At 67.3% G+C, this 10,388-nt stretch carries 17 protein-coding genes; 11 read left to right on the top strand and 6 right to left on the bottom strand.

All coding sequences use genetic code 11. From position 1 onward, the window contains the following. Positions 1–75: 75 nt before the first annotated feature. Together ABTV10_RS14270 and ABTV10_RS14265 are read left to right on the top strand one after the other, a co-directional pair. On the top strand, positions 76–465 hold the full coding sequence (locus ABTV10_RS14270; RefSeq protein WP_499027908.1) for a VOC family protein: 390 nt from the start codon (positions 76–78) through the stop codon (positions 463–465). A gap of 60 nt (positions 466–525) precedes the next feature. Continuing rightward, positions 526–1,272, top strand: coding sequence for a Mut7-C RNAse domain-containing protein (locus ABTV10_RS14265; RefSeq protein ID WP_499027904.1), 747 nt, complete (start codon positions 526–528; stop codon positions 1,270–1,272). On the opposite strand, the gene ABTV10_RS14260 is transcribed toward ABTV10_RS14265, so the two are convergent. Both ABTV10_RS14260 and ABTV10_RS14255 read right to left on the bottom strand, forming a co-directional pair. Next, complete coding sequence (locus ABTV10_RS14260; RefSeq protein WP_499027901.1) at positions 1,178–1,657, bottom strand: hypothetical protein; 480 nt, start codon at positions 1,655–1,657, stop codon at positions 1,178–1,180. The genes ABTV10_RS14265 and ABTV10_RS14260 overlap by 95 nt on opposite strands. Before the next feature lie 36 nt (positions 1,658–1,693). Beyond that, complete coding sequence (locus tag ABTV10_RS14255) at positions 1,694–2,461, bottom strand: MFS transporter (protein WP_499027899.1); 768 nt, start codon at positions 2,459–2,461, stop codon at positions 1,694–1,696. A 122-nt stretch (positions 2,462–2,583) separates the two neighbouring features. Between ABTV10_RS14255 and ABTV10_RS14250 the strand changes: the two genes are divergently transcribed. The 4 genes from ABTV10_RS14250 (at position 2,584) to ABTV10_RS14235 (ending at position 5,219) form a co-directional block, all read left to right on the top strand. Next, positions 2,584–3,555 (top strand): LysR family transcriptional regulator, encoded by a 972-nt coding sequence (locus ABTV10_RS14250; protein WP_499027897.1) that lies wholly within the window; start codon positions 2,584–2,586, stop codon positions 3,553–3,555. 55 nt (positions 3,556–3,610) lie between these two features. Next, positions 3,611–4,069, top strand: a complete 459-nt coding sequence (locus tag ABTV10_RS14245) for a DUF2867 domain-containing protein (RefSeq protein ID WP_499027895.1) — start codon at positions 3,611–3,613, stop codon at positions 4,067–4,069. A gap of 254 nt (positions 4,070–4,323) precedes the next feature. Beyond that, complete coding sequence (locus tag ABTV10_RS14240) at positions 4,324–4,662, top strand: hypothetical protein (protein WP_499027892.1); 339 nt, start codon at positions 4,324–4,326, stop codon at positions 4,660–4,662. A gap of 242 nt (positions 4,663–4,904) precedes the next feature. Beyond that, on the top strand, positions 4,905–5,219 hold the full coding sequence (locus ABTV10_RS14235) for a hypothetical protein (protein ID WP_499027890.1): 315 nt from the start codon (positions 4,905–4,907) through the stop codon (positions 5,217–5,219). A 209-nt stretch (positions 5,220–5,428) separates the two neighbouring features. Here the strand turns inward: ABTV10_RS14235 and ABTV10_RS14230 are convergent, their stop codons facing one another. Then, positions 5,429–5,806 carry a hypothetical protein gene (locus ABTV10_RS14230; RefSeq protein ID WP_499027888.1) on the bottom strand — a complete coding sequence of 126 codons (378 nt, stop codon included), beginning with the start codon at positions 5,804–5,806 and terminating at the stop codon, positions 5,429–5,431. A 191-nt stretch (positions 5,807–5,997) separates the two neighbouring features. Further along, complete coding sequence (locus ABTV10_RS14225) at positions 5,998–6,327, bottom strand: DUF1801 domain-containing protein (protein WP_499027886.1); 330 nt, start codon at positions 6,325–6,327, stop codon at positions 5,998–6,000. Between the two features lie 321 nt (positions 6,328–6,648). Between ABTV10_RS14225 and ABTV10_RS14220 the strand changes: the two genes are divergently transcribed. The 3 genes from ABTV10_RS14220 (at position 6,649) to ABTV10_RS14210 (ending at position 8,086) form a co-directional block, all read left to right on the top strand. Continuing rightward, positions 6,649–7,149: a hypothetical protein gene (locus ABTV10_RS14220; RefSeq protein ID WP_499027884.1), complete on the top strand. Its 501-nt coding sequence runs from the start codon at positions 6,649–6,651 to the stop codon at positions 7,147–7,149. Positions 7,150–7,223: 74 nt separating this feature from the next. Then, positions 7,224–7,712, top strand: coding sequence for a hypothetical protein (locus ABTV10_RS14215; protein WP_499027882.1), 489 nt, complete (start codon positions 7,224–7,226; stop codon positions 7,710–7,712). A 170-nt stretch (positions 7,713–7,882) separates the two neighbouring features. Next, positions 7,883–8,086 carry a hypothetical protein gene (locus ABTV10_RS14210; protein ID WP_499027881.1) on the top strand — a complete coding sequence of 68 codons (204 nt, stop codon included), beginning with the start codon at positions 7,883–7,885 and terminating at the stop codon, positions 8,084–8,086. A 480-nt stretch (positions 8,087–8,566) separates the two neighbouring features. On the opposite strand, the gene ABTV10_RS14205 is transcribed toward ABTV10_RS14210, so the two are convergent. Continuing rightward, positions 8,567–9,142 (bottom strand): pentapeptide repeat-containing protein, encoded by a 576-nt coding sequence (locus ABTV10_RS14205; RefSeq protein ID WP_499027879.1) that lies wholly within the window; start codon positions 9,140–9,142, stop codon positions 8,567–8,569. Between the two features lie 104 nt (positions 9,143–9,246). Between ABTV10_RS14205 and ABTV10_RS14200 the strand changes: the two genes are divergently transcribed. Next, positions 9,247–9,843, top strand: coding sequence for a TetR/AcrR family transcriptional regulator (locus ABTV10_RS14200; RefSeq protein WP_499027878.1), 597 nt, complete (start codon positions 9,247–9,249; stop codon positions 9,841–9,843). Between the two features lie 39 nt (positions 9,844–9,882). On the opposite strand, the gene ABTV10_RS14195 is transcribed toward ABTV10_RS14200, so the two are convergent. Continuing rightward, a complete protein-coding gene (locus tag ABTV10_RS14195; protein WP_499027876.1) occupies positions 9,883–10,146 on the bottom strand; it encodes a MarR family transcriptional regulator in 264 nt (87 codons plus the stop codon). Between the two features lie 80 nt (positions 10,147–10,226). Between ABTV10_RS14195 and ABTV10_RS14190 the strand changes: the two genes are divergently transcribed. After that, complete coding sequence (locus ABTV10_RS14190) at positions 10,227–10,370, top strand: hypothetical protein (protein WP_433604690.1); 144 nt, start codon at positions 10,227–10,229, stop codon at positions 10,368–10,370. The last annotated feature ends 18 nt before the right edge of the window (positions 10,371–10,388 follow it).

The following is a 10,388-nucleotide window of genomic DNA, read 5'->3' as shown; positions in this document are numbered from 1 at the left end:
TACATGGTGCGCAGCGTCGCGTGCCGGTGGCGGACTGCGTCAGGCATGGAGGCGTCGAAGCGCAAGGGGTCTTCGATGACCGTTTCGTTCAACCACACCATCGTGTTCTCGCGGGACAAGCAGGTTTCCGCGTCGTTCTTCACCTCACTGTTCGCCCTGCCCGACGCCGTGGCGGCGGGTCCGTTCCTGGCCGTCCAACTCGACAACGGCGTGACGCTGGACTTCGCCGATCCACCGATCGACGTGCTGCCGCAGCACTACGCCTTCCTGGTCGGCGAGGAGGACTTCGACGGCATCTACGGTCGCATCCTCGAACGAGGCATGGACCATTGGGCCGATCCGCACAAGACACGGCCGGGCGAGATCAACCGGAACGACGGCGGGCGCGGCGTCTACTTCCACGACCCGGCGGGACACAACCTGGAGATCATCACGCGCCCATACGGTTCGGGGAGTCGGAATTGACCTGCTGCCGGTAGGTGGACGATCGGACCGGATCGGCCGGCGTTCGGTGGTGACCTGGAGATGACTGCACATCGGTGCGAGTTCCGCTTCTACGAGGAGCTGAACGACTTTCTGTCGCCTCCGCAACGCAAGCGCACCTTTGTCCACGACTTCGAGGGCACACCGTCGGTCAAGGATCGGATCGAATCCCTCGGGGTGCCACACACCGAGGTCGATCTGATCCTCGTCGATGGGGACCCGGTCGGGTTCGACCACCACGTGTCCGGCGGGGAACGGGTCGCGGTGTACCCGACGTTCCACGGGCTCGGGCTCGGTGACGTCACGCCGCTGCGCCCGCCGCTGCCGGAACCGCGCTTCGTCCTCGATGTCCACCTGGGCCGCCTCGCCCGCTATCTCCGGCTGCTCGGATTCGACAGCTCGTACGCGAACGATCGTTCGGACGACGAGCTGCTCGGGTTGTCGCGCAACGAGAATCGCATCCTGCTCACGCGCGACGTCGGACTGCTCGAGCGGGCGGCGCTCGTCCACGGAGGCTTCCTGCACGAGACCGATTCGCGACTCCAGTTGCGGGAGGTTCTGGACCGGTACCGCCTGCAGGGGCGCATCGCGCCACTCACGCGGTGCGCCCGCTGCAACGGTCGCATCGGCCCGGCGACACCCGCGGTCGCGCGGGGCAGGGTCCCCGGAGGTGTGCTGCGCGAACAGCGTCGGTTCAGTCGCTGCAACGACTGCGGCCAGGTGTACTGGCCGGGCGGTCACCTCGAGCGGCTGCGGGCGAGGCTCGCCGAGATCGGGGTGTGGTTCTGAGCCGGGGCAGCAGCAGCGGGGTAGCGAGCAGGAGAACGCCGGAGGTGGTGATCGCGGCGAGCGGGTCGGTGAGGGTGGCGAGGATGCCCCAGGCCACCATCAGGGCGGCCTGCAGGAGTTTGCTGCCGACGCTCCATGTGCTGAGAACTCGGGCCGCATGAGCGGTGGGACTGCGCTGCAGGCGTTCGGTCGCGTTGATGGGGTTGAAGATGCCCATGCAGGTGATCAGCAGGCCCTCGACGACGATCACGGTCACGAGCCCGGCGATGCCGGGTCGGGTGAAGGCGAGACCGAGCGGGAAGACCGAGCGCAGCCAGCCGGAGACGATCATGACGCGGTGGCGACCGTAGCGAGCGACGAGGCGCGGGGAGAGGCGGGAGCCCACGAAGCCGCCGAGCGCCGGGATGCCGAAGGCGAGCCCCTATTGCCAGGCGGGGTAGTGGTACCGGTCTATCAGCAGAACGGCCAGCAGCGGACCGGTCGCCATGATCAGACCGCTGACCGTCACGGTATTGAGGAACAGACGCCGCAGGACGCGGTCGTGGAGGATGATTCGCCAGCCGGCCAGAAGGTCGTCGGCGCGCGACCTGGTCGCCGCGTTGCGGGGTGTTGCCACATCGCCTCCACGGATACGGAGGATCGCGAGTGCGGACAGAAGAAAGCTGAGGGCGTCCACCATGACAGTGATGGCCGGGCCGAGCAGCCCGATGAGTGCGCCGCCCAACGGTGGCCCTGCCGCGGTGGCCACCCAACTGGTGCCTTCGAATCTGCCGTTCGCGACCAGGAGGTGATCGCTGCGGACGAGGTGTTTGAGGTAGGCGCCGGAGGCGGCGGCGAAGACGATGCTCGAGGTTCCGGAGACGACCGAGACGACCAGAAGTTGCCCGTAGGTCAGCACACCGAGGAGGTACGCGATCGGAACACTGGCCATCGCGAGGAACCGGGTCAGATCCATCGCGATCATTACCGGTCGTTTGGCCCGGTGCTCCACCCACGGCCCGAGCGGGAACGCAACGAGCGCAGCGACGATCAGCCCGGCCGCCTCGAGAAGCGAGACGGCAAATGTCGGTGAGTGAAGCACTTGCACCGCGACGAGCGGGAAGGCTCCGAAGGCGATCCACGTGCCGTATGTGCTCACGGCGTACGACCACCACAGCCGGCCGAAGCTGCGTCCCAACTGCACGCGCATAGGGCTCCTTCGCTACAACCGATGGTCGGGTCGGTGAATCACAACAGCGGAACCGAGACCGGATCAAACAACGCGGTCCCGGCGTGCCACAACGATCAGTTGTGCACGCATAGGCTGTGCCGATGGATACCGAGGCAGTGCGTTCCTTCGTCCGGGCGGCCGAGCTCGGGCAACTGCAGCACGCGGCCAACGAGCTGGGTGTGACGCAACAGGCAGTCTCCAAGCGGATCGCCGCCCTGGAGCGCGAGCTCGAGGTCCGTCTGTTCGTCCGTACCGCCCGCGGGGTCGAGCTGACGCTCGACGGCCAGGCGTTCCTCCCTCACGCCCGCAGCATCGTCCGGGGTGTCGACCGCGCCGTCGATGCGGTCAGGCCGGGCTCGCGGGCTCTGCGGATCGACGTCCTCGGCTTGCGGTCCGCGCAGGCCGTGGTCCTCCACGACTATTGGCGGGCGCACCCCGAGATCGCGCTGGACGTGGTGACACTCAAGGTCGACGACCCGCGCGCGGTGGTCGCCGCGGTCGAAGCAGGCGAGATCGACGCCTCGTTCCGCACGGTGACAGACCCGGCAACGCTGCCGCGCGACGTGCAGATGATCCACGCGTTCGATTCCCCGCTGGAATTCCTGGTCGGTCCCCGACATCCGCTCGCGTCCGCCCGAACGCTGACGCCACCGCAGTTGCGCGGGCATCGGATCTGGGTGCCGGGTATCGCGCCCCGCAGCGAATGGGCAGAGTTCTACGATCAGCTCGCGACCGAGTTCAACCTCCGCGTCGACGCCGCAGGCCCGAACTTCGGAAACGAAGTGCTTCTCGACACCCTCGCGGACTCGGCCGACGTGGCGACCCTCGTCGCCGCGCGCGATCGGTACATCTGGCCGGCCACCTACGACCTGCGCCGCATACCGATCGTGAATCCGACGCTCGCGTACCCCCTCTCGCTCATCTTCCCCAGTACCGATCCACACCCCGCACTGCGCGCGATCATCGACCACTTCGGAACGCTGACACCGCTCCCGGCGACGACCTGGCGCCCATCCTGGGCGACGACGCCACGCCCTGTCGAGGGCGGCGCCGTATCGCGCCGGCACTCGTAGAGATCAAGACCACTTTGTGTTGAACGAGGCTCGGCGAAGGGGAGAGGATGACGGCATGCCGCGTCCCGCCTTCTGGTCCCTCGCCCTCGAGGACGTTCCCCGCCCGGACTTCGTCGATGTCGTCGCGGCGCCCATGCCACCGGGCGCCACCGACGATCCCCGGGTGTGGGCCGAAACGGTGTTCGCCGTCGGCTCGAGCCCGGCATGGATCCGGCTCGCGTTTGCGTTGCGGCAGTTGCTGGTTCCGCTGATCGGTGTCCCACGCGGCGGCCGCGACGTCTTCGCCGTCTCGCGTGTGCAGGACGGTGAGGCATTGATCTCCGTCGACGACCGGCACCTCGACTTCCGCGCCGGCGTCGGGGTCGACACCGACGCCCGACTCGTCCGCGTGACGACGGTCGTGCGGCTGAAGGGCTGGCGCGGGCGCGTTTATTTCGCACCAGTCAGCGTCGTCCATCCGGTGGTCGTGCAGTCGATGCTGCGCCGAGCATGCGCCCGGCTGGCGCCCCGTTGACGCGTCACGCGCGCCGTCCGTCCCGCCGAGCCACCCGGTTCAGGATCGCGCCAATTCGGCTACCACGTCGTCGAATTCGCGCGCCCCGGTGAACACCGCCGTGCACGCCTCGTCGAGAGGTCGGTCCCGCAGCCTTCGCGCGAACATCAGCTCCGCCTCCCGGACGAGTTCTCGGCGCAGTCGGCGGACCGGCCCGCACCCGCCGGTGCGTGCGGCCCTGCCGACAGCCTCGACGAGGTCCTCGGCTCGACGACATGCTGATCGTCCGCGGCGCCAACGTGTATCCGAGCCAAGTCCAGCGGTCGTTGCTCTCCGTGCCGGGCACGGGCGTGGAGTTCGTGATCATCGCGGACCGTGAGGGAACGATGGATTCGGTGCACGTGCAGGTCGAATACGACCCGACGATCGAGCCGCACGACGTGCCGGCATTCAAGAAGGATCTTGCGGCCGCCGTCCGCGCGCGGCTCGAGAACGACACGAACATCAACTTCACGGTCGAGATCCTGGATCCGGAAACGCTGGAGCGCGCCGTTCCGAAGGCGAAGAGAGTGATCGATCGGCGTCCGTCGCTGCGAGTGGCCGCGACCGCCTGACCGCCTGTCCCGTTGTCGGCAGATGTCGCTGCGCGCGAACACGAATCGGTTCGCGAGCAGCGGCACACGTCGGCCTTGGACCCGGGATCTCGGCGCGTCTGCCCGGCGCCGATGGCCGATACAGTCCACCGTCCGCGAGTTGTAACACGTTCTACTACTGTAACTTTCGTTCGATTCGGCCGTAGTGTTGGATGCATTCAGGACGGGGAACGCGCCTCGTCCACACGCCTCAGGAGGCCGTCATGGGCATCGCAATGCTGACCTCGACCGCTGTCGCGGTCGATACGGCGTCGGATACGGGCTTGTACCGGCTCGATCCGCCGATCCTCGGGGGCGACGGTGTGGCCCACGAGTACGGTGCGGTCATGGTGGCACCCCTCGGTGTTCTCGTGGATGTGTTCGCGGCTCGCGAGGACGGCAGCCTCGTCGTGGACGACGACGGCGACTGGGTCGCCCTCATCAACTCGACTGCTGCACCGGGGATGCGGCCGACCGTCGAGGGTGAGTTCGAGGCAGCCGGGTACCAGGTGCGCGGCCCGGAACGCATCGCGTCGTAGCCCGCCCCGGCGACCACGCATCAACAGGCTCCGACTAGAGCTCGACCGAGTGCACGTACCGGCGGTCGACGCACGCGCTCAGTGCGAGGTACGGGTAGTCATCGGCGGTAGTCCACAACTCGAACCCGGCGCTTCCGTCGGCTCGGCGAAGGCGGAGCGCCTGGTCGAGTTCCGTCGGGTCCGCACGCAGCGATTCTCCACCCAGGCTGCTAGTCGTCTTCGTCTTCGTCTTCGTCGCCCTCGCCATCGAGGCGGGCCTCGAGTTCCGCGATCTCCGCGCGAACGGACTCGATGACCTCGGCGTCGTCTTCCCAGAGCTCACGGAACTCCGACTCCGGCTCGATCATCTCGGTGAGCAGCTCGACCCCCCGTTCGAGGTGACCGTCGAGGCGCTCGAGATCGCCGGGCCACACCATGCTGTGCCCGAGCACAGCGAGCAGGTAGCACGCGGCGCGCACCCGATCGTAATCGTCGTCGTGTTCGAAGGCCTCGCCGATGCGCGCATCGATGTCGATACCCGCGAAGACGTCTCCGAACCAGTCGGCCGCCGCATCGTTGTGCCACGGCGCGCTTGCCCATGCTCCCATGCGTTTCGCCCTTCGCCTCGCCCGGCGGATCCGGGCCGTGTCGCATCCTATTGTTTCTTGTGCACGGGCCCAGTCTGGCCGCGTAATCGGTTGGCATCCCGCACGGCGACGAGCTCCACGCCCCGCGGCGTCGCCCGTCGCCATCGTTCAACGCAGGCAGATCGTCGACTCCGGTTGCGGTCCGACACGCATCAGCAGGCCGCCCCGGGCCGTGCCGCAGTTGCTCGCAACAGATCACGTAGCAGATCGAAGTCGATGCCCTGAGGCCCGCGGAACCGCAGACACCCCTTGCCCATGTTGTGTCCCGCCAGCCGTTCGGCGAACGCGTCACGCACATCAGGGCGCATCAAATAGAAGGAGATGTACTGCTTCTGGCTGGCGAAGGCGATCTCCGCGACACCGTCCCGCTCATAGGCAGGCATGCCGTAGGCCATGATCTCGGTGAAGCCCGTGAGCTCCTGGCGGCACAGCTGCCGCACCTCGGCCAGTGCAGCTCTACGCTCATCGGGCACCTCGGTCATGTAACCGTCTACATCCTTCGCGGCACTGTGCACCATCCCGAGAGGCTATGTGGCACTCACGACCTCGAGCAAGATTCCACATGCTCCTGAGGGGAGGAAGCGCGCCACCGGCGCTGTGTCGAATCCGTTGCCCGCCCATTCGCAGGAGCTCGATGGTCGCCGAGAGTACCGGCCATCTGGCGATGGGGGACTTCGGCGCCGAGGCGGTCCTCGCGGAGGGCAATCGGCGACCGCCGACATTGTCCGCGTAGCCTCGGTCGAGCTCGGCGGCCGACGGCGTCTTCCTTGCGCGGGGACGCGAGTAGGCACAGTATTCCGGGCATGGGATTCTCGCTGATCTTCGTGCGCGTCCAGGGAGACGAGCAGCGCGACGCGGATCGTGATGCCGTCGCTGTCTTTCTGGAGTCGCGGGGCCTGCGCGCGGCGGACAGCGACGGCCAGGGTTCGCTTCTCGTCGATGCGGACGGGCAGGCCCTCGCGTTCGACGGTCATTGGACCGACCTACACCTCGACCCGCTCGATCAGGAGGCGCCGGTGAGCGGTGGGATCGATCACGCCTCGCTGTCGGACGAGGAGACGACGTTCATCTACGAGCTGTGTGTCGCGGGTGGGTTCCTCATCGCCAATCCGCAGGGCAACCCGACCTATCTCGTCCCCGGCGCCAACCATGCCCCGGAAGACGTGCCGGATCCGGAGGACGTGGGCTGGGTGAACAGCGCCTCCGACCTGCGGCAGGCGCTCGCGGGCAACTTCGACGACTTCCGCCGGTGGCGTAACCGCGTGGTCGGGCAGTACGCGGACGGTCAGGCAGACGGCGAGTAGCGCGCGCCAACCCGGCGGCGTACGGAAGCCACTCGATCTGAGGAACCGTGGTCCCCGGTCGCTACCCTGTCGGAATGTCGATGAACTTCACGCTGGGCTTCGTGCCGAATACCGATCTCTCGGCCTTGGGGGCCGACGCCGAATCGACCATCGACTTCGGCGAGGCGAGCGGCAGCACCGCGGCCGGACCGTCGGCCGCGCAGGTCGGCGCGCACGTCCTGCTCGTGGATCCCGGTCTCGATCTCCAGCAGCGTCCGCAGCTTTCGGAACCGCCCGCGGGCACGGTGCTCGTCACCCTCGGTGGCACGAGCGACGTCTACGTGATCCAGTCGTTCGGGAACAACCCCCGCCTCCGAGTGCTCGCCGAGCGGGAGCTCGCCGAAGACTTCGGCGCCCCAATCGATGCCGAGGCCGTGTTCGAGACCGAGGACGACCCGGAGGACGCGCACCTGGAGTTCGTCTGCCGCCTCGCCGGGATCACGCTCGAGGAGCTATGGAACCTCGAGTGGGCGCCGCTCGTGTCGGGCAGGGTCGGATTCTTCGGCCGTCTTCTCGGTCGCTGAGACGAAGTTCGGATCCGCGGATTCGACGCTCGTGGGGTGCCCGATGCGCGCTGAAGAGGGACCACCCACGCCACGTATGTGTAACTGGTAGGCAGCTGCCGGAACTCGGCTCGCCGGCCCATTGGGCGCGTCGCCGACACCGGGCCGGCTGCCTGTGGAACACTGCCCCGGTGAACAGCCCTGATGAGCCTCAGACTCCACCCGCACGCATCCTGATTCCTCTCGGTATCGCCACGGCGCTGGTCGCGATAGTGGCCGCAACCATGGTGGATCTCGGTGTGGTGGGGACCGTGATGACCTGGATCGTGGCACTCATGGGGATCGGCATCCTCATCCAGGGCGTCGTGAACCTCACACGAGAACGACGGGCGTAGCCGTCGAAGGTCGGCGCTCCGTCCACCCTCAGCGTCTCGGCAGAGTTGTGTGGGGCGACATCCGAGAGGGCGAGCCCGGAATCCAGCGCCGGCGTGGGCAACGCGCAGGTTGGTCAGCGGAACTCTCACCTGCCGATCCGCTCCGGTCGCGCCGGAGGCAGACGGGAAAGGTGCGGCCGGACTTCGCTTCGCGTTGCGCGATCCTTGCCGACACCTTCCATTCGTGATCGTCGATCCGAATCCGGACGGTCTCGGCGGTTGCAAGGTCCGCATCCAATCGGGGTCGGGGTGTGCCCTGAATGCGGAACCCACCACCACATACGAATCGTGGTGTTCGAGGTAGGCGACGGGTGTTGTTCGTGTGAGTTGCGTTTCGTTCCCAGACCCCCTTCGAGTGCCGTCGGCCGCCGTGCGCGTGCCCGAGCGGGCGGGTGGTTCGGTGGTCAACCTGCTTGCGCTCCAACGTCGCTCGGTGTCCGATCAGTCGGGCACTGTGCCGTCCGGCATGGTGACGTCGGTGAGATCGGCGCCGTCCAGGACGGTAGCGGCCATGTTCGCGCCGGTCAGGTTGGCCTTGCCCAAATAGGTACCGACCAGGGTGGCGCCGGTCAGGTTGGCATCACCGAGGTAAGCGCCGGTCATGTACGCGCCGGAGAGGTCCGCTCCGGCGAGGTCCGCGTGCCCGAGGAAGGTCGACGTCAGGTAGCTCATCGTCAGGTCGGCGTCCCGCAGGTCGGCCCGGATGAGATACGCGCTGGTGAAATCGGCGTCGTGAGCGACGGCGCCGGTGAGATCGGCCCTCGTCAGGTCGGCGCCGACGAACACGGCGGAGGTCAGATCCGCTCCTGCGAGGGTGGCGCCGGTCAGGTCGGCTCCCGACAGGTCGGCGCCGGTGAGGTCGACGCCCGCCAGGTTTGCGCCGGCCAGATCGGCTCCTCGCAGATCGGTGTCGGCGAGGTCGAGTATCCGCGAATCACGTTCGGCGCGTAGCGAATTCCACGCGCCGATATTCGTGCGGAGTAGGTCGGCGGGATTCGCCCGCGATGTCGATGTCATTGAGCCCCCGTGTCGGACGAGTACGTTCGAAGTCTGCCGTCAGGTTGACAGCGTCAACTTACATGCGCTTGTTGACAGCGTCAACGTCCTTCTATTCTCGGGATGTGCAGGAGAGAACCCGGGACACGCGCCGCGCCCTGATAGCCGCGGCCAGTGATCTTTTGGCGCGGGGCGGACCGGCCCACGTCACTCTGCGGGCGGTCGGCGCCGCGGCCGACGTGTCGCGGACGGCGCCGTACCGTCACTTCCGCGACAAGGATGATCTGCTCAGCACCGTAGCGGCCGAGAACCTGGCATTCCTGAAGTCGGAGATGCAGCGTGCTGCCGCGGACACCACGGAACCCTCCACCCCGCTGTTCCGTGCCTGCCTCGCCTATGTGCGCGTCGCCTGGGAACACCCGAATCACTACCGGCTCGAGTTCGGTGGCGACTACACGATCAACCCGAGCCGAGTGCTCGTCGACGCCGCCGTCGACTTCAACAGCTACTTCAACGAACTCGTCGTGGAGGCGCAGCGGAGCCACACTCTCATCGCCGGTGATGTCGGGGACATTGGCCCACTGCTCTGGGTACTTCTGCACGGACTGGCCTTGTCCAATCATCTGGTCGGGGACCGATCATGTGAGACTTCGAAGGGCCGTGACGCCGAAGACATGTCACGGATTCTGGCCCTCGCCCTACGTAACCTGGCGCCGCGCTGAGCCGAGACGCGCGGTCTCATGTCTTCGGGCGGCGTCGTCCTACTCGCCGTCTGGACGACCCTGCGGGTGGCGGGGGCTTCTGGTGGCCGCGGGCGTGCGGCGGATGTGACCGGAGGCTTCGAGTTTGCGGGTCATGAGCGTGACGTTGGGCGGCTCGCAGCCGAGCGCGTCGCTGAGCTGCGCCTGGATCATCGGACCGGTCGGGGCGAGTTCGAGTAGGAGCGCCTCCTGGCCCTCGTCGTCGGCTACGCCCTCGTCTTTCTCGTCGCGGCCGCGCCTCGGTCCGCACCGGAGTTCGTGCAACTGTGGTGCTCGTTCGGTAACGGGACGGTGTCCGCGAACGACAGGTTCGACGAAACGAAAACGAATGGGAGGGGCGACACATGGGTTCTGCAGTAGATGCCTTGGGGTGGATCCGCGAGGGGTACCTGGCCGGTGATCCGCTGCGATCCGCGCTGTTCGTCGGGGCGGCATTCGTCACGATGCCGCTGCAGCTGATCGCGGCGATGCTGGGCCAGCCCTTCTAGGCCCATCGGTAGCGGGGG

The organism is Paraburkholderia sp. RHO2 (assembly GCF_050955445.1).
GTDB lineage: Bacteria > Actinomycetota > Actinomycetes > Mycobacteriales > Mycobacteriaceae > Prescottella > Prescottella agglutinans_A.
The sequence above is the reverse complement of the archived record's forward strand: the minus strand, read 5'-3'. Positions and strand labels throughout refer to the sequence as shown.

Excerpts from the sequence above, each read along its gene's own strand:
- ABTV10_RS14270 (WP_499027908.1), top strand. The coding sequence starts at position 76 with ATGACCGTTTCGTTCAACCACACCATCGTGTTCTCGCGGGACAAGCAG.
- ABTV10_RS14265 (WP_499027904.1), top strand. The coding sequence starts at position 526 with ATGACTGCACATCGGTGCGAGTTCCGCTTCTACGAGGAGCTGAACGAC.
- ABTV10_RS14255 (WP_499027899.1), bottom strand. The coding sequence starts at position 2,461 with ATGCGCGTGCAGTTGGGACGCAGCTTCGGCCGGCTGTGGTGGTCGTAC.
- ABTV10_RS14250 (WP_499027897.1), top strand. The coding sequence starts at position 2,584 with ATGGATACCGAGGCAGTGCGTTCCTTCGTCCGGGCGGCCGAGCTCGGG.
- ABTV10_RS14245 (WP_499027895.1), top strand. The coding sequence starts at position 3,611 with ATGCCGCGTCCCGCCTTCTGGTCCCTCGCCCTCGAGGACGTTCCCCGC.
- ABTV10_RS14240 (WP_499027892.1), top strand. The coding sequence starts at position 4,324 with ATGCTGATCGTCCGCGGCGCCAACGTGTATCCGAGCCAAGTCCAGCGG.
- ABTV10_RS14235 (WP_499027890.1), top strand. The coding sequence starts at position 4,905 with ATGGGCATCGCAATGCTGACCTCGACCGCTGTCGCGGTCGATACGGCG.
- ABTV10_RS14230 (WP_499027888.1), bottom strand. The coding sequence starts at position 5,806 with ATGGGAGCATGGGCAAGCGCGCCGTGGCACAACGATGCGGCGGCCGAC.
- ABTV10_RS14225 (WP_499027886.1), bottom strand. The coding sequence starts at position 6,327 with ATGACCGAGGTGCCCGATGAGCGTAGAGCTGCACTGGCCGAGGTGCGG.
- ABTV10_RS14220 (WP_499027884.1), top strand. The coding sequence starts at position 6,649 with ATGGGATTCTCGCTGATCTTCGTGCGCGTCCAGGGAGACGAGCAGCGC.
- ABTV10_RS14215 (WP_499027882.1), top strand. The coding sequence starts at position 7,224 with ATGTCGATGAACTTCACGCTGGGCTTCGTGCCGAATACCGATCTCTCG.
- ABTV10_RS14205 (WP_499027879.1), bottom strand. The coding sequence starts at position 9,142 with ATGACATCGACATCGCGGGCGAATCCCGCCGACCTACTCCGCACGAAT.
- ABTV10_RS14190 (WP_433604690.1), top strand. The coding sequence starts at position 10,227 with ATGGGTTCTGCAGTAGATGCCTTGGGGTGGATCCGCGAGGGGTACCTG.